The sequence below is a fragment of the Bilifractor sp. LCP21S3_A7 genome (genome assembly GCF_052118825.1).
Classification (GTDB): Bacteria; Bacillota; Clostridia; order Lachnospirales; family Lachnospiraceae; genus Bilifractor.
The window spans coordinates 375,779-392,771 of record NZ_JBQKGL010000001.1; the positions used below are offsets into that span (position 1 = coordinate 375,779).

The 16,993-nt window shown below is 51.1% G+C and carries 16 protein-coding genes, 1 tRNA gene, 1 rRNA gene and 1 other RNA gene; 1 reads left to right on the forward strand and 18 read right to left on the reverse strand.

Annotated features, from left to right (window positions below):
- Position 1 precedes the first annotated feature (1 nt).
- The 8 genes from tig to ACTQ1O_RS01720 all read right to left on the reverse strand — a co-directional run bounded on the left by tig (position 2) and on the right by ACTQ1O_RS01720 (position 9,789).
- A complete protein-coding gene (tig, locus tag ACTQ1O_RS01685; protein WP_441485836.1) occupies positions 2–1,342 on the reverse strand; it encodes a trigger factor in 1,341 nt (446 codons plus the stop codon).
- A gap of 356 nt (positions 1,343–1,698) precedes the next feature.
- Positions 1,699–3,699, reverse strand: a complete 2,001-nt coding sequence (locus ACTQ1O_RS01690) for a DUF5711 family protein (RefSeq protein ID WP_441485837.1) — start codon at positions 3,697–3,699, stop codon at positions 1,699–1,701.
- Positions 3,700–3,815: 116 nt separating this feature from the next.
- Positions 3,816–4,754: a transketolase family protein gene (locus ACTQ1O_RS01695; RefSeq protein WP_441485838.1), complete on the reverse strand. Its 939-nt coding sequence runs from the start codon at positions 4,752–4,754 to the stop codon at positions 3,816–3,818.
- The gene (locus ACTQ1O_RS01700; RefSeq protein ID WP_441485839.1) at positions 4,742–5,584 is read right to left on the reverse strand and encodes a transketolase; all 843 of its coding nucleotides are present in this window, start codon (positions 5,582–5,584) and stop codon (positions 4,742–4,744) included. The genes ACTQ1O_RS01695 and ACTQ1O_RS01700 overlap by 13 nt, the downstream gene beginning before the upstream one ends.
- Before the next feature lie 284 nt (positions 5,585–5,868).
- Positions 5,869–6,465 (reverse strand): recombination mediator RecR, encoded by a 597-nt coding sequence (gene recR / locus ACTQ1O_RS01705; RefSeq protein ID WP_441101375.1) that lies wholly within the window; start codon positions 6,463–6,465, stop codon positions 5,869–5,871.
- Positions 6,465–6,815, reverse strand: a complete 351-nt coding sequence (locus ACTQ1O_RS01710; RefSeq protein WP_441101374.1) for a YbaB/EbfC family nucleoid-associated protein — start codon at positions 6,813–6,815, stop codon at positions 6,465–6,467. Before ACTQ1O_RS01710 ends, recR begins: the two co-directional genes overlap by 1 nt.
- Positions 6,808–8,463, reverse strand: coding sequence for a DNA polymerase III subunit gamma/tau (gene dnaX, locus ACTQ1O_RS01715; RefSeq protein WP_441485840.1), 1,656 nt, complete (start codon positions 8,461–8,463; stop codon positions 6,808–6,810). The genes ACTQ1O_RS01710 and dnaX overlap by 8 nt, the downstream gene beginning before the upstream one ends.
- Positions 8,464–8,709: 246 nt before the next feature.
- On the reverse strand, positions 8,710–9,789 hold the full coding sequence (locus tag ACTQ1O_RS01720) for a 6-phosphofructokinase (RefSeq protein WP_441485841.1): 1,080 nt from the start codon (positions 9,787–9,789) through the stop codon (positions 8,710–8,712).
- A 191-nt stretch (positions 9,790–9,980) separates the two neighbouring features.
- On the opposite strand from ACTQ1O_RS01720, the gene ffs reads away from it, so the two are divergent.
- Positions 9,981–10,244: signal recognition particle sRNA large type (gene ffs / locus ACTQ1O_RS01725), an RNA gene on the forward strand.
- A 54-nt stretch (positions 10,245–10,298) separates the two neighbouring features.
- On the opposite strand, the gene ACTQ1O_RS01730 is transcribed toward ffs, so the two are convergent.
- The 10 genes from ACTQ1O_RS01730 to ACTQ1O_RS01775 form a co-directional block, all read right to left on the reverse strand.
- Positions 10,299–11,021, reverse strand: a complete 723-nt coding sequence (locus ACTQ1O_RS01730; RefSeq protein ID WP_441485842.1) for an HAD family hydrolase — start codon at positions 11,019–11,021, stop codon at positions 10,299–10,301.
- Positions 11,022–11,049: 28 nt separating this feature from the next.
- A complete protein-coding gene (locus ACTQ1O_RS01735) occupies positions 11,050–11,307 on the reverse strand; it encodes a kinase (protein WP_441101370.1) in 258 nt (85 codons plus the stop codon).
- A 61-nt stretch (positions 11,308–11,368) separates the two neighbouring features.
- Positions 11,369–11,932: a DJ-1 family glyoxalase III gene (locus ACTQ1O_RS01740; protein ID WP_441485843.1), complete on the reverse strand. Its 564-nt coding sequence runs from the start codon at positions 11,930–11,932 to the stop codon at positions 11,369–11,371.
- A gap of 275 nt (positions 11,933–12,207) precedes the next feature.
- Positions 12,208–13,008, reverse strand: coding sequence for a pyrroline-5-carboxylate reductase (proC, locus tag ACTQ1O_RS01745; protein ID WP_441485844.1), 801 nt, complete (start codon positions 13,006–13,008; stop codon positions 12,208–12,210).
- Between the two features lie 101 nt (positions 13,009–13,109).
- Entirely contained in the window at positions 13,110–14,069 is a 960-nt protein-coding gene (locus ACTQ1O_RS01750) for a radical SAM protein (protein WP_441485845.1), read from the reverse strand.
- Between the two features lie 113 nt (positions 14,070–14,182).
- Complete coding sequence (locus ACTQ1O_RS01755) at positions 14,183–14,596, reverse strand: cytidine deaminase (protein ID WP_441485846.1); 414 nt, start codon at positions 14,594–14,596, stop codon at positions 14,183–14,185.
- A gap of 125 nt (positions 14,597–14,721) precedes the next feature.
- On the reverse strand, positions 14,722–14,907 hold the full coding sequence (locus tag ACTQ1O_RS01760; RefSeq protein ID WP_441101365.1) for a DUF6472 family protein: 186 nt from the start codon (positions 14,905–14,907) through the stop codon (positions 14,722–14,724).
- 117 nt (positions 14,908–15,024) lie between these two features.
- Positions 15,025–16,383, reverse strand: coding sequence for a GH1 family beta-glucosidase (locus ACTQ1O_RS01765; protein WP_441485847.1), 1,359 nt, complete (start codon positions 16,381–16,383; stop codon positions 15,025–15,027).
- A 317-nt stretch (positions 16,384–16,700) separates the two neighbouring features.
- Positions 16,701–16,773 (reverse strand) — tRNA-Asn (locus tag ACTQ1O_RS01770).
- Positions 16,774–16,881: 108 nt separating this feature from the next.
- Positions 16,882–16,993: ribosomal RNA gene (locus tag ACTQ1O_RS01775) — 23S ribosomal RNA — on the reverse strand; the annotation flags it as partial.

Consider the following 16,993-nt stretch of genomic DNA (forward strand, 5'->3'; position numbering starts at 1 on the left):
ATTATTCCTCTTCTTTCTTCTCCTCAGCCGGCGCTGCTTCCTCTTCCTTCTTCTCTACCTCAACGGCATTGTCAGCAATCAGATCTGCAGCCTTCTGAACGGCGAGCTCTTTGCGGATGCTCTCCTTCTGCTCATCATCAATGAGCTTGGAGATATCCTCAACCTTCATGTTGTAGGCTTTCGCCATATTCTCAATTTCCTTATCCACATCCTCATCGGTCACTTCGATCTTCTCGGTCTCCGCGATCTTCTCGAGAACCAGCTCATTTCTGATCTGAATCTCTGCCTGAGGCTTTACCTGCGCGCGCATCTGGTTTACATCCGCGCCGGTATACTTCATGTACTGCTCCAGAGACATTCCCTGTGCCTGCAGTCTTCTCGCAAAATTCTGAACCATCTCATCGGCACGGGTGTCAAGCATTGCCTCCGGGATCTCGATGGTGGCATTGGAAGCCGCCTTGGATACTCCATTGTCCTTTCTGGCCTGCTTTGCTTCTTTTTCCTTGCGCTCTGTGATCTGCTTTTTGAGATCTGCCTTATACTCGTCCAGAGTATCAAACTCGGAGTGATCCTGCGCATATTCGTCATTCAGCTCATCCAGCTCGGTGCGTACGATTTTCTTGACCGTGCAGGTGAACTCTGCGTCCTTGCCCTTCAGATCCTCTGCATGGTAATCTTCAGGGAATGTAACCTTTACTACTCTGGTCTCGCCAGTTTTTACGCCGATGAGCTGATCCTCAAATCCCGGAATAAAGGTATTGGAGCCGAGCTTCAGAGTCTGATCCTTTGCTGTGCCGCCGTCAAAGGCAACGCCGTCAACGGTTCCCGCATAATCCAGAGTAAGGACATCATCCTTTGCCGCTTCCTGATCATCCTCAAGGGTAACCTCGCGGGCATTCTTCTTCTGATCCGCCTCAAGTTCCTTCTCCACTTCCTCATCTGTTACGGAAGTATCGGTCTTCGGAACCTCGACACCCTTGTACTCGCCGAGAACAACATCAGGCTTTACCGCTACCTCAGCGGTGAAGATGAAATCCTTGCCCTTCTCGATCTGTGTAACGTCGATCTTCGGCTGTGATACGATATCAAGTCCGCTCTCCTTCGCAGCGTCAGCATATGCGGAAGGAAGGATTGAATTTGCCGCGTCTTCATAGAAAACTCCCGGACCATACATCTTTTCGATCATCTGTCTCGGAACTTTTCCCTTGCGGAATCCGGGAATGCTGATATTCTTTTTCTGTTTCTGATATGCATTCTGCATTGCTTTCTCGAATTCCTCAGCGGATACTTCGATGGTGAGCTTTGCCATGCTCTTCTCCAGGTTTTCTACTTTGACGCTCATTCTTGTCAAATCCTCCTTATATGAATAAAAATTCTCTCGGCATTCATAGCTTATAAAAGCATCAGCCCCGACGGCATGCCTTCCGGTATGCCAAAAAGGCTGAATAATAGCGCATTTCCATGGCTACGCAGCCATTTAGTGAGTATATCATAAACAATTTTAAAACGCAAGAATTGCTTGCAAATCCGCCGGGTGCCGTAATTGCCTGTGAATCCGCAGTGTGCCGATACCGCTGCGTTAGGCTCCTGCCGATTCCGTTTCCCTCAGTTATTGCTCATGGACACTAATCCGCTTCAGGCGGATCATATCTGTAGACACGAATCTACTTCAGGCGGACCATATCTGTAGACACGAATCTACTTCAGGCGGATCATATCCAACGAATTTTCCTTCACGACAACGTATCTGTGCTTCCCTATGGAAAAAATTTCCTGCGGAGTACCGTTGTAGCTTCCGTTGAATTTTTCCACGCCGTACATATTGAAGACGCAGATCTTTGCTCCATTGTACAGACTGATTTCATCTCCGGTAAATTCAACAGAGCGGTAGGCGAAATTAAATTCCCTGTCCAGCAGCTGCCTGCCGGCGGTATTGTAAACGAGGAGATCGAAATCCCCGGAGTCTGCGGCGTTTACAATCATCCCGATTCTGGTGGCGTCGTGAAAAACGCTCTGTATCTTCTGATCAGTGGAAACCGTTGCCGTCTCTTTGACAGAGCTTTCGCCGCCGTACACAGAGAAGCCATCCGACCGGAACGCGACACAAGTCTGGGAATCCAGATATTCCAGCTGCGGTATGATCACATTGCTGTACTGAAAGTCGGCGATACGGTTGTCCATCTGATTCTGACCGGCACTGCCGAAATTATAGAACCGCACACTGGACTTCTGACCGGAGCTGTCATAGCTCAGATATGACACGGCAATGTTCTGACCGTCGTCGGAGAGCGCTATGTCAAGAGGGAATCCCGGATTGTCCATAGAGGTTTTGATCGTGGCAATCTTCGCGCCCTTTTTATCATAATATTCCACATAGGCATTGCTGCTGTCCTGCATCAGAGCGGCTACAGCCCCGGTTTCACACACTTTGGCGCGGACAATCGGGAGACTGGTTGACATCGTTCCAATTTCCCCGGACGCGTCACAGACCACAATATTTGTCCCGTCCCTGTCATACACGGCCATGATATCGCCGCACAGAGCCACTTCCGGATCGTTCATTGAATAACTGACGTCCCACAGGGCTGTCCCGGACCGGCTGATCAGAGAGGCTCCGTCCGTACTGTACCGCAGAATATTGTCTCCCGCGCTGCAGTAAGAGGCGGACATGGTATCTTCCTGCTTTCTGGAATCCACCACCTCATAGCCCCTGTACTTCCAGTAAACAGTACCGAAGATTGCGCCCAGCGCAGACACGACAACCACTGCCACAATGATAATAACTGCAGCAAGTCCGGCAGGAATCCAGATAACATGTTCCTCCTGCCGCGTATTATCTCCGGCACCGCCCGCTTCCTCTGTTTCATCCGATTCTCCGGAAAGTACAGCTTCTTCAGAGAGCCTGCGTGCTTTTTCCTGCTCCGCTATCTTTTTGGTACGGATCCGGATTTTCGGGAAGCGAAAATGAAAATGGAATCCCCTGCTTACGGGTTCTTCGTCTTCATCAAAGAATCCCTCATCTTCTGAAAGCAACTCGTCTTCTGAAAACTGCTCATCTTCTGGAAATGACATATCTTCTGAAATCGGTTCATCCTCATCAGCAGATCTGTCTTCTCTGCCAGATCTTTCTGAACTTTCGCCCGGGGTTTTTCCCCGTCCGTTCTTCTTCAGAATATCCGACGTTTTCTTCTCCGGATCATCTGCAGGTTTTCCTGTCTCGTTCTCCGGATGATCACCCTGATTTTCTCCCGGTTGTTCCGGTGCGCTGTTCTCACGAATGTCTGCATTCTTCTCCACAGATCTGTCTGTGGAATTTTCTTCCGGTTCATCCGGAGTTTTCTCTTTCGGAATGTCCGGAGATTTCTCTGCCGGTCTGCCCGTGGCTTTCTCTTCCGGCTTCTCCGGAGAGTTCTCATCCGGCCTCTCCGGGATTTTCCCTACCGGTCCTTCCGGGGTTTTCTCTTCCGGCTTCTCCGGAGAGTTCTCATCCGGCCTCTCCGGGATTTTCCCTGCCGGTCCTTCCGGGGTTTTCTCTTCCGGTCTTTCCAGGGTTTTCTTCTCCGAAATATCGGGTGTCTTCTGCGGGCTTTCTGGTGTCTTCTGCGGGCTTTCTTTCGAAGTCACATCCGCAGAATTGCTGTCCGGTTGTTTCGGGATTTCCCTCTCCTCTCCGGTTGTATTTTTCACTTCTTCACTCATTCACAGCCTTTCATCCGTTCTCCGGCCAACAATCTCCGGTCTTCCTTTTCTCAAAGCTACGCGCGGGTACTGCCGGGACAATCTTCCTGCGTACGCCGGTCAGCTCATCCTCCGCATCAAAGCCACGCGCGGATCTGGCTATATAAACCTTCCCCGTCGAGACGGTACTTGTGGAGAAGCTCCACAGCCGGTCCGGACTCGCCGAATACGTCGTTGACGCCGATCCTGAGCACCGGAACCGGTGCCTTCGCGGAAAGTGCCTCGCAGACCGCTCCGCCGAGTCCTCCGATCACAGAATGCTCCTCTGCGGTGACGACCCGCCCGGTCTTCTTCGCGGACGCAAGGATCAGCTCCTCATCCAGCGGCTTGATCGTGTGGATGTTGATCACTTCTGCGTCGATGCCATCCGCCGCAAGCTTCTGTGCGGCCTCAAGCGCCGACTGCACCTCCAGTCCTGTCGCAACGATGGTCACATCCTTTCCCTCACGAAGGGTGATGCCTTTTCCGATTTCAAACCGGTAGTCCGGTCTGTCATTGATCACCGGAACCGCCAGACGTCCGAACCGCAGATATACCGGTCCCTTGTACGCATATGCTGCCTCGACGGCCGCCCGCGCCTCGATGTCGTCCGACGGAACGATGACGGTCATTCCCGGGATCACGCGCATCAGAGCGATATCCTCCAGGCACTGGTGGGACGCTCCGTCTTCTCCGACAGAAATTCCAGCGTGTGTCGCGCCGATCTTTACATTCAGGTGGGGATAGCCGATGGAGTTTCTGACCTGTTCATAGGCGCGTCCCGCCGCGAACATGGCAAAGCTGCTCGCGAATGGAACCATTCCCGCAGCGGCAAGTCCCGCCGCAACGGCCATCATGTTGCCCTCGGCAATTCCGCAGTCAATATGGCGCTCCGGGAAAGCCTTCTTAAAAATTCCTGTCTTGGTCGCTCCCGCAAGATCCGCGTCCAGAACCACCAGGTCGCCGTGCTTCTTTCCGAGCTCCACCAGAGCGTTTCCGTAGCTCTCCCGGGTGGCGATTTTCTTTACTTCTGACATAATGCTTCACCTGCTTTCTTCAGTTCTTCCATTGCCTGCGCGTACTCCTCGTCATTCGGTGCCTTGCCGTGCCAGCCGCAGTTGTTCTCCATATAGGAGACACCTTTTCCTTTCACGGTTCTGCAGATGATCGCCGTCGGCATGCCCTTGATCTGTGCTGCCTCGCGGAAAGCGGCGCGGAGCTGATCAAAGTCGTTTCCGTCCGCCACGGAGATGACGTGAAAACGGAAGGACTCAAACTTCCGGTCGAGCGGAAGGGGCGAATTGACCTCCTCCAGGGTTCCGTCGATCTGGAGATTGTTGTAGTCCACAATTACAGTCAGGTTGTCCAGCTTCTTGTCGCCCGCGAACATCGCGGCCTCCCAGACCTCGCCCTCCTCGCACTCACCATCTCCGAGCAGTGTGTATACATGATAGCTTTCTCCGGACAGCTTCGCTGCGAGTGCCATTCCACAGGCGACAGAAACGCCCTGTCCGAGCGATCCCGTGGACATGTCCACACCTGGAGTGTCGTTCATGTTCGGATGTCCCTGCAGATAGGAGCCCACATGACGGAGAGTGACGAGATCCTCCTTCGGGAAATAGCCTCTCTCCGCCAGAGCAGAATACAGTCCCGGCGCGCAGTGGCCTTTGGAGAGCACGAAGCGGTCACGGTCCGGCTTCTTCGGATCGTGCGGATCAATGTTCTTCAGCTCCTCAAAATACAGATAGGTAAAAATATCCGCCGCTCCGAGAGACCCGCCCGGATGGCCGGATTTCGCGGAATGTACGGCGGTTACGATGTCCTGGCGGACTTCATTTGCAATTTTCTGTAATTCCAGATTTTCCATTTTTACTCCTGTTCCTGTAGAATTGCCTTGGCGCGAAACGCCGTGCAATCCGTAGATTCTACCGTGTACGGTACAGTATCATACCTTTTTTTCGTATTTGGTACAGTATCGTACCATTCTTTCCTGTGCGGTGCAGTATAGCGCCGTTCTTTCCTGTGCGATGCAATATCGTACCGGTTGTTGCACCGTTGAAAGGGGCACCGCTAATACAGGCGCTAATTTTTAATCGTGCAATATCGTACCGGTTATTACACTGTTAAAAGGGGGTGTGATTCAAAGTCTCATCAGAGCTCCGTCCGGCCTTCCAGGGCCCTCAGAAGCGTAACCTCATCGATATATTCCAGGTCGCCCCCGACCGGAACACCGCTTGCGATCCTCGTCGTCCGTATTCCCGTCGGCTTGATCAGCTTGCTGATATACATTGCGGTCGTCTCTCCCTCCAGCGAGGAATTGGTCGCGATAATCACCTCATCGACATCCCCCTGAAGCCGCTGCATCAGTTCCTTCAGCCGTATATCCTCCGGACCGATCCCGAGCATCGGGGAAATCGCTCCCTGAAGCACATGGTAAACGCCGGTGTATTTCTGCGTTTTCTCATACGCCGCGAGGTCTCTGGTATTTTCGACCACCATAATCTGCCGGTGGTTGCGGTTCGGATCCGCGCAGATCGGGCAGAGCTCCTGATCGGTCAGATTGCCGCAGATCCTGCAGTAATGTACCTTCTCCTTCGCATTGATGATCGAGCCCGACAGCTCCTTCACCTGGTCCTCCGGCATATTGATGATGTAAAACGCGAGCCTCTGCGCGGACTTCGGCCCGATGCCCGGCAGTCTTCCCAGCTGTTCAATCAGCTTTGAAATATTTTCGCTGTAATACGCCATTAAAAGCCAAGCCCTCCGAGGCCGCCCATGCCTCCGGTGATGCTTCCCATCTGCTCAGCCTGCGCAGTCTCTACCTGACGCAGGGCCTCGTTCGTCGCAGCGACGATCAGATCTTCCAGCATCTCCACGTCCTCGGGATCAACCGCCTCCGGGTCAATCTCAACCTTTGTTACCTCTCTTTTTCCGGTAACTGTTACCTTGACCGCTCCGCCTCCCGCAGCAGACGTAAACTCTCTGGTTTCCATCTCCTTAGCCTGTTCCTCAAGCTTGCGCTGCATCCGCTGTGCCTGCTTCATCAGATTATTCATGTTTCCGGGCATTCCGCCCTGAAATCCGCCTCTCTTACTCATAGGAGCCTCCTTCATAATCGTACGGTTCCTCACCGTCGTCATCGTCTTCCTCTTCGATCGGGATACCCTGGATCTCTGCCTCCAGCATCTCCTCAACCGGGATATCCGTCAGTTTCTTTTCACCGCCTTCATCCGGCGCGACGGCCTCAATTTCAACCTCCCTGCCGGTCAGCTCACGAATGACCGCCTTCAGCTCTTCCCTGCGGGACTCGTCATTTACCTGCGTGCGGCTGATATCATCCTCCATGGACAGATACAGCACGTTGCTGCCGCTGGCGCTGTCATATTTGGGAACCGCCTTCTCCAGGTAGGCATGCAGAGGTTCACGGGTCATTCCCGCGATTTTTTTCCATTCTGCCCGAATCCTTTTCAGATCTTCCGGCGCGGCCCTGACAGCGGCAGGCTTTTCCGGAGTTTCCGGATTTGCTCCTCTCTCAGGCATATTTGCAGCTTCCCCGGCGGAACCGGCGGGAGCTGCCTGTACAAATGTCCCGCTTTCCATTTTCTTCTCCAGCTGACGAATCCGGTCCAGCACACCGGACAGATCCGTATCCATCTGCGGCCTGCAGAGCCGGATCAGAGCAGTTTCCGTCAGGATCTGCTTCTGTGCGGCAAAACGAAGCTGATTGCTCAGGTCTGACAATATACGAATGTACCGCATCAGACCGTTGCTGTCAATCATTGTGCTTTCCTCTTTCAGCTGCCTGAGATTCTCCGCGGAAACATCAAGAACATCCTCCAGATCATCGGAATTCTGCACCAGCATCAGGTTTCGCAGGTACCATGTGAAGTCTGTCACCAGCTGCCCCATCTCCTTGCCGTTGCGGACCATCTCATTGAGAATCCGGATGGCTCCCGAAGCGTCGCCATCAATAACCCTTCGCAGAAGTCTGCTGAATACCTCTGTGTCGACCGTTCCCAGCACATCGAGAACTTTTTCATAGGTAAGCTTTTCTCCGAGATAAAAAGCGATGCACTGATCCAGCAGACTCAGGGCGTCCCGCATAGAGCCGTCGGCAGCTTTCGCCACATAGCGGATGGCTTTTTCCTCCGCCTCTACACCCTCCTTTTGCAGAAGCTCCTGCAGTCTGGACGCAATCGTGTCGATCGTAATGCGGTGGAAATTATATCTCTGACACCTGGAAAGAATTGTAACCGGGATCTTGTTGACCTCTGTCGTAGCAAGAATAAAAATCACATATTCCGGCGGCTCCTCCAGTGTCTTCAGCAGAGCGTTAAACGCACCGGTGGAAAGCATGTGCACCTCGTCAATGATGTAAACCTTGTATCTGCCCCTTGTTGGCCGGTACTGAACCTCCTCACGGATTTCCCGGATGTTATCCACGCCGTTATTGGAGGCCGCATCAATCTCAATCACATTGCCGGAGGTTCCGTTCAGAATCTCCCTGCAGGTTTCGCACGCATTGCACGGACTTCCGTCCTCCCGCGGGGATTCGCAGTTTACCGCCCTCGCGAGAATTTTTGCGACGGTTGTCTTACCGGTACCACGGGTTCCGCAGAACAGGTAGGCATGACCAATTCTCCCTGCCTTCAGCTGGTTCTTTAATGTTGTGACGATATGATCCTGACCCTTTACCTCATCGAAGGTAGTCGGCCGGAACTTTCGATACAGAGCAGTGTAGCTCATTCAAATACTCCTTAAATACCTGTTGCACACTTCGGTCGAAACGATAAATTGCTCCCGTCGGAGCGGCATCTCTGCCGGCCCGCCAGCGGGAGCATTTTCCTTTTCTATTCTCTGTGATAGTTGGACATCCGTCTCCGAAAAGGATTCCGATTTGCTTCGTGTCACTGATTTTCCGGATTGCCGCACACCAGTCCACGAAAGAGATTTCCATTTGCTTCGCACCGCTGATTTCCGGTTTGCCGCGCATTAGTCTCCGAACGAGATTCCAATTCGCTTCGCGTCGCTGATTTCCTGGCATGCCGGATCAACCGTCTTAAGCTTGCCTGCGACATCTTCAAGCGGTATCTTCTTGATCTTCCCGTTGACGAGCGCAACCATATAACCGTACTGTCTTTCAAGGATCAGCTTGGCTGCCTCGGATCCGATTCTTGTGGAAAGAATTCGATCGTACGCGCAGGGACTTCCTCCTCTCTGCATATGACCGGGAACCGTCACCCGGATTTCCATGCCGGTCTCCTTGAAGATATCATCAGCGATCTTATAAGAAATCGACGGGAACTGTTTCGCGATCTCCGCCATTTTCTTCTTTGCTTCCTTCTTTGGAAGAGCGGCGATTTCTTTTGGAATCGCTCCTTCGGCAACCGCAAGGATGGTGAATCCGCTTCCGCGCATCTTCCGCTTGTTGATCGCATCGATGATCTTACTGATGTCGTAAGGGATTTCCGGGATCAGAATCACATCCGCGCCGCTGGCAATTCCTGCGTAAAGAGTCAGCCAGCCTACCTTATGCCCCATCACTTCTACAATGAAAACCCTGTTGTGAGAGGATGCTGTCGTATGAATGCAGTCAATCGCGTTTGTCGCGATGTCCACCGCACTGTAAAAGCCGAAGGTCATATCCGTTCCATAGATGTCATTATCAATCGTTTTCGGAAGATGAATGATGTTCAAGCCTTCTTCACGGAGAAGATTTGCGGTCTTCTGGGTTCCGTTTCCGCCGAGAATCACCAGGCAGTCGAGGCGGAGCTTGTAATAGTTCTGCTTCATGGCTTCCACCTTGTCGAGACCATTCTCATCCGGCTCTCTCATCAGTTTGAACGGCTGACGGGATGTACCGAGAATTGTACCGCCGCGGGTAAGAATACCGGAAAAATCGTGATCCGTCAGCATCCGGTAATCGCCGTAGATGAGGCCCTTGTATCCATTCATAAAACCATAAACTTCCAGCTCATCCAGATTATTCGCCAGGCCCTTAACTACGCCCCGCATAGTAGCATTCAGAGCCTGACAGTCGCCTCCGCTTGTCAACATACCAATTCTCATCATACTTTTATCCTTTCCTGAGTGCAATCGACTCGCGTCATGCCTCACCGTTTTGCTTCCCTTATTATAAAATAAATCCCTTTCTCACACAAGAATAGTTTCTGTTGGTCTGCAGCCGGCAAAGCTACGTGTTGGACTGCAACTGGCAAAGCCCCGTTGACTTTTGTACGCAAAGACGTTATACTTCACATTATCCGCGCAACCGGGGAAGCAGCGGCTCCCTGTACCTGCAATCCGCTATAGCAGGGGTGATGCTGAACAGAGGCCTTAGTCCTTTCGTGGCTGCCTTCTGTAAGTGACGATGACGTCCGGGTCTTACGCAACGGAAATCTGTGAACCGTGTCAGGGCAGGAATGCAGCAGCACTAAGCAGAACCTTTCGTGTGACGTAGGGTCGCCTGGGCCGAGTTAACTGCAGAAGTAACGCATGTGGGGGACGGATCGACGGGATGCGCGCGGTATTTCTATTTTTCTGCCCGGCATCTGATTCCGACCGCCAAATTTTTTCCCTCTTTAGATTTGCTTTTTGTCCCGCAGCTGATATCTGTCGCGTATGTAGTCCCGAACGTCCAGCAGAGATGACATTTTCTGAAGATACATGCCGTCGACCGCAGCAGTATTTTTCTGCAGGTCCGGTACCATGATCACCGGTGTTCCCGCTGCAAACCCGGCCTTCACGCCATTGACAGAATCCTCCAGAACCAGTGTTTCCTCCGGCTTCATTCCGAGCTTCTGACACGAAAGCCGGTAAATGAAAGGATCCGGCTTCGCGGCTCTGACCATGTCACCACAGATCACGAAACAAAAAACGTTCGGCGTCCGGGTGACTGCCAGATTCAGGTACGTATGCCCGCTGCTGGATCCGGTGGCAAGTACCATCGGAATTTTTTCATTTGAGAGGAACTGAAGCAATTCGAAGAGACCTTTCTGAACCGGAATTCCCCCGGTCAGCTTTTTTCGCGTCACGATGTCCTTGTATTTTTTCTCAAACTTCTCATATGGAAAATCCATGCCAAATTTTCCATGAAAATACTCGACCCGCAATGCCCGGTTCATACCCATTGTATGAAAAATCTCATCCCCGAGCGGATGTCCGACAATATCCGGTCCGACAATATCCCACGCCTCACGGATCATCTGCTCCGTCCGATACATAAGACCATCCATGTCAAAAATAACGGCATGCGGCCACGGCCTTCTCTGTATGATTTTTGATTCGATCTCCTTCCAGCTCAACGGATTCCCATCCTCCCCGCCCTGAAAACTACATGCCCTGACGATTGTCAAAGATCTCCAGTGTCCTGCAGATCTCGTTCTCGTAATCTCCGGTCACTTCCTCCATATGCCCCGCGTGCATAAGGTTGGTCTCCGCCCCGCAGCTGCCGTCATCATTCCGGAATTCCCAGATATGATAGGACAGCCCGCGGTCGATGAAATCAATACTGCCTACACCATCATCCTCCGCATATGTAAACGGATATTCCTTTTCCCTTAAAAGCTTCTGAATCTTCTCCAGTCTCATGACAATCTGTTATTCTCCCGTCGCGCTGCCGTCTCGTGCTGAAATACCCTCTGTTGACCTGTCACACTACCGTTTCATGCTGAAATACCATCTGTTTCTTCAGCTCTCTCGCACTGTCCTCCCCGTTCAGGATACGCACGAGCTCAAAAGCAAAATCAAAGGCAGCCCCGGGACCGTGACCGGTGGTAACATTATCGTCCGTAACAACCGGCACATCCTGATATTCTGCTCCGATCAAAGTATCTTCCATCCCGGGATATACCGTAGCCTTTCTGCTTTCCAGAAATCCCATCTTTCCGAAGATCGACGGTGCTGCGCAGATCGCCGCGATATGACTGCCGGAGATATACGCGCTGTTCAGTATTTGCGCAAGTTCATGGTTTTCCGCAAGATTCTTTGTCCCTTCGCCTCCGCCGGGGAGAACGTACAGATCACCATCCTCACACTTTACCTCCTGAAGCATACGGTCTGCCTCAAGATAGATTTTGTGAGAACCCCTGATCCATTTTCTGCCCATGACAGAGACCGTAATCACTTCATTTCCTGCTCTTCTGAGAACATCAACCGGTGTCATGGCCTCGACCTCCTCGAGACCGTCCGCAAGAAATACATATACCTTAGCCATAGTCTTATCCTTTCTGAGTCATTCTTCCTGAGTTATTATTTCTGAATTATTCTTTATTATTCTTTCTGAATTATTCTTTCTGAATCTTTCCCGTATTCTGACGCCCGTACGCGGAGCACGTTCGCCTGTCGATCTGCCGTCCTCCCACACATAATCCCGGAGCACATTTGTTTATTGATATCATGTTCTGCCGCACTGTATCCCGGAAGCCACAATAATTTTTCATGGTGCGAACCGGACATTGTGCACTCCTGCGTGCGAGACTTCAGATTGGGTTATAATTTTCCTGCCTTGTCAATGCAGGCAAGCGTAGCTTCTATCACCGCACTCCGAAATCCCTTCTCTTCAAGCACACGAACCGCCTCGATCGTCGTCCCACCCGGAGAGCACACCATATCCTTCAGCTCACCCGGATGCTTTCCGGTTTCAAGAACCATCTTCGCACTTCCAAGCAGCGTCTGCGCCGCAAACTCATATGCCTGCTTCCTCGGCATTCCATCGTGTACAGCAGCATCCGCCAGTGCTTCTATAAAGAGGAACGCATAGGCCGGAGAACTTCCGCTCACCCCGGTAACGACATCCATCATATTTTCCTTCACAATCTCACAGCGCCCGAAGCTTTCGAAAATCTCCCGCACAACCTTGAGATCCTCATCGGTCGCAGAATCATCGGGACAGAGCGCTGTCATGCCCTCGCCTACGAGAGCAGGCGTGTTCGGCATGGTTCTCACAATTTTGATCGGTCTTCCGAAAGTCTCCCTCAGCCATTGCAGCGTCTTGCCCGGCGCAAGCGTTACCACAATTGTATCTTCGCGCACGTGATCCGCGATTTCACGGACTACCTCCTCCATGTATACAGGCTTCACCGCAAGAACAAGGACGTCTGAAAATTCCGCGACCTCGATATTGTTCTGCGTCGTGGCAATGGAAAACTGTTTTTCCGCTTTTTCTACCGTTTCTCTGCTCTTTGCCGATGCCATGATATTCCCGGCAGGCACAAGCTTCTTCTTCAGAATTCCTCCGATCATCGCGCCTGCCATATTTCCGCAGCCGATAAATCCGATTTTAATATCCATCCTGATACCTCTTTTCTGTCGCTATTCCGACTTTCCTGTATCCGACCGTTGCAATAGTGATTCAGCAGAATCTCTGCTGCCCGAACCGGTGTTTCTTCATCTCAGACGCCCTCTCCGTCAAATGAAGGAATGAAGCTCTCCTCCGCAGTACCGCCCTCCTGAATAAACGCATTCTCAACGCCAAGCTCCAGCGCATAATCAATAAGCGCGTCGTATTCTCTCCGTGTTACCTTTCTGCTGATCTCCGGATACCTGTCCCGAATCCTCTCAAAAGGCGTGTACTGATTCATCAGGCTGAGCCATACCCTGTCTCCATAGTTTGTCCAGACATATTCTACCACCTTCTTTGAGTTTCGGACATGTCCGGGAAGCAGAAGATTTCTTACGATGATGCCTTTTTTCATCAGACCATCCTCGGAAAAAACACATTCCGGACACTGTCTGTACATCTCCGCCAGTGATCGGGCCGCCCATTCCGGATAATCTTCCGCTCCGGAATACTTCATTGCCAGATCGGCCTCCATATATTTAAAATCCGTCAGATAGATGTCGATGATACCATCCAGAAGCCGCAAAATCTCGGGATCTTCATATCCTCCGCAGTTGCACACAAACGGAATCTTAAGCCCCATTTTCCGTGCCCTATCTGCCGCAAGGACAATCTGCGGCACATACTGCGTCGGTGTCACCAGGTTGATATTATTGGCTTTCTTGTCCTGGAGCTCCAGAAAGATCTCAGCAAGCCTTTCAACCGTGATTTTCTTCCCCGTCCTCGCATGCGCAATCTCGTAATTCTGACAATAAACACACTTCAAGGAGCATCCGGAGAAAAAAACTGTTCCCGATCCATTTGCGGTTCCGTTCTCCCTGCTCCCGGAGATACAGGGCTCCTCCCAGAAATGCAGTGCAGCTCTTGTCACATACAAATCGGCGGGCACACCGCAGACTCCCGTTTTTCCATTCTCCCGATCCACTCCGCATCGTCTCGGACAGATCCGGCACGACTTCATGTATTGCGAAAGAAACGCCGATTCCTCACTGATTTTTTTCTGATCATGCATATGTAAATACACTCATATCCCTAAACTCAAATAAACTGATGTCTCTATTTTTATGAAATCCTGCAGGTTTTTATGTAATCCTGCAGGCATCGAATTCTTTTTTTAAGACACCTTTACTCCAGAGAATCCGGCCCGAAGCTTTCCGGAAGTAATTCGCCAAGTGAAAAACAACGCATTCCCTTTTCCGTATCCTCGAGTATGATCTTAAACTCCGGCCTGCAGAACTCTCTCATTACCTGGCGACAGATACCGCATGGCGGACAGTAATGAAAGGATTCCGCGGAGTCTTCTCCTCCTGTGATTGCAATCGCAACAAATTCCATCTCTCCTTCGGATATTGCCCTCGCAAAAGCAGCCCGTTCCGCACAGATCCCTGCCCCAAAGGAAGCATTCTCAATATTGCATCCGCGATATATACGTCCGCTTTTCCCTAGAAGCGCCGCCCCTACCCGGAACTTTGAGTATGGAGCATACGCGTTTCCCCGGGCAAGATAAGCTTCCCTGATCAGATTCTGTTCACCTGTCATTTCTTCTCCTCCGTTTGCGGTTAGTGTAACGATATTCTGCACAGTATAGGATCCGATATGGACATTTCCAACGAGATAAAACACGCTGTGCGAGTTTTATCTCGTTATCGCGACGCTCGCGTAAATCAGAATCCCTGTTTTCTTGCTACTGCGTACTCATCTCCATTTCGATAGTAGGGGCAGTCCGCATGTTCATCCTGCATCAGTCTTGAGAAATCATCCTCGTCCATATTGATATCGCACAGGTACTCCCCAAAGTCTTCATCATAGATAAGATACGCACACGTATCACAGCTTCCCTTCCATCCCATTCTTTTACTCCTCTGATCGAATGATTATGAAACTGCCCGGCCAGATGGAGACCGGGCATAAAACGAGATAAAACACGCTGCGCGAGTTTTATCTCGCTATCGCGACGCTCGCGTAAATCAAAGACCGGCTCCATTTGTCCGAATCACATCGCTGTACCAATATGCCGAATCCTTCTTTATCCGCTCCTGCGTATTATAATTCACATAAACAAGTCCGAACCGTTCTGAGTAACCTTGGGACCATTCAAAATTATCCATCAGTGACCACAGAAAATATCCCCGCAGATCAATCTCATCCGCCGCCCGTTTCAATTCATGCAGATAACGCGTCAGAAAATCTATGCGGTTCGGATCATGCACTCTGCCGTCGACTGAAACCACGTCATGACACGACATGCCATTTTCGGTGATGTATATGGGTTTCTGGTATCTCTCATAAAGGAACTTCGGTCCCCAGTACAGACATTCCGGTGTGACCGGCCAGTTTGACGCTGTTCTTGGATACCCGGGGATTCTTTCAACCTCCTCCGGCTTTCCATCGGCTCCCCTACGAAAAGCCCTGCCGTTATAGATATTCTGTCCATAGACGTCGATCGGCTCGGAAATCAGCCTCAAATCTGCGTCTGTAATCCGCGGCAGATATTTCTCATATCTTATGAGACCTTCTTCCGGATAGTGTCCCAGCAGAACAGGATCTGACCACCACGTCACGTTCCAGGTCCAGTTAGAATCATCATCCTGCAGGGAAAAATATTTTTCTCTTGCAGCCTCAATATCCTCGGTTTTTTCACTCGCCGGATAAATGACTCCGCTTGTCGGCGCATATCCGATAATCAGCGGCTGTTTCGCGTACTGTCGCAGCGCCTGAACCGCGCGTCCATGAGCGCGAAGCGCATTATGAGCCATCTCAAAGGTATCGCGCAGCGGACATTTCAGTCCCGGCGCGTGAACTCCATTCAGATATCCCAGTCCCACAAAGCACTGAGGCTCGTTCAAGGTGAAGAAATGCGTCACTCTGTCGCTGAACCTTTCCGCGATCAGACGCGCGTAACTTCCAAACCATTCCGCGATGTCCCGGTTCAGCCAGCCGCCCTTTTTATACAGCTCATAGGGCAGTTCCCAATGGAATAAAGTAACATATGGTTCAATGCCATTTTTCAGGAGTTCATCAATCAGATCGCTGTAAAACCGGATACCCTCCTCATTTACCCGTCCGGTTCCCTCGGGCAGCACACGGGACCAGTCGATCGAGAAACGATATGCCTTCAACCCGATCTCTTTCATGATCTTCACATCCTCGCGAAAGCGATGATAATGATCACAGGCCGTGTCACCCGTGTGACCATCGAGTATTCTTCCCGGTTCCTTTGTAAATACATCCCATACATTCAGTCCTTTTCCGGTACCACCGGCGCCGCCTTCAATCTGATACGCACTTGTCGCAGCTCCCCAAACAAAATCCCTCGAAAATCCCATATCTGACTCCTAATATCTAAAATATCATTGATCTATATTCGACATGCATAAGTTCCCGCATCACTTCACTGGTCTGCAGTTTATACTGTGTACGGCGTAAGCACAATATACCGAATGGATATTCACCCGGTCATCAACTTTATGCCCTTTAATACAGAATTATACATGATTCTGCTCCAAATGTACAAGTCTCCACAGCTTATACCGTATGTGTGCCCTGCTTGCAGGGCATGACGTTTTACATTCCCTGTCCAAAACCCATACCCCCATATACGACAAAAAAGCCCGTAAATATCACATTTACAGGCTTTACCAAGCTCCCCCTGGTGGACTCGAACCGCCGACATCATGATTAACAGTCATGCGCTCTACCGACTGAGCTAAGGAGGAATATTTCATTTCTTTATTATGAAAAGATACATACCTTCAAAACTGAACACACAAACGCTTCCCGGGAATCCGTCTCCGGATTCCCTCTTTTCCTTCCAACTTATGCTTCAGGTCAAACCCTCGACCGATTAGTAACAGTCAGCTCCATGCCTTACGGCACTTCCACCTCTGCCCTATCAACCTTATCGTCTTTAAGGGGTCTTACTTCTTTCGAATGGGA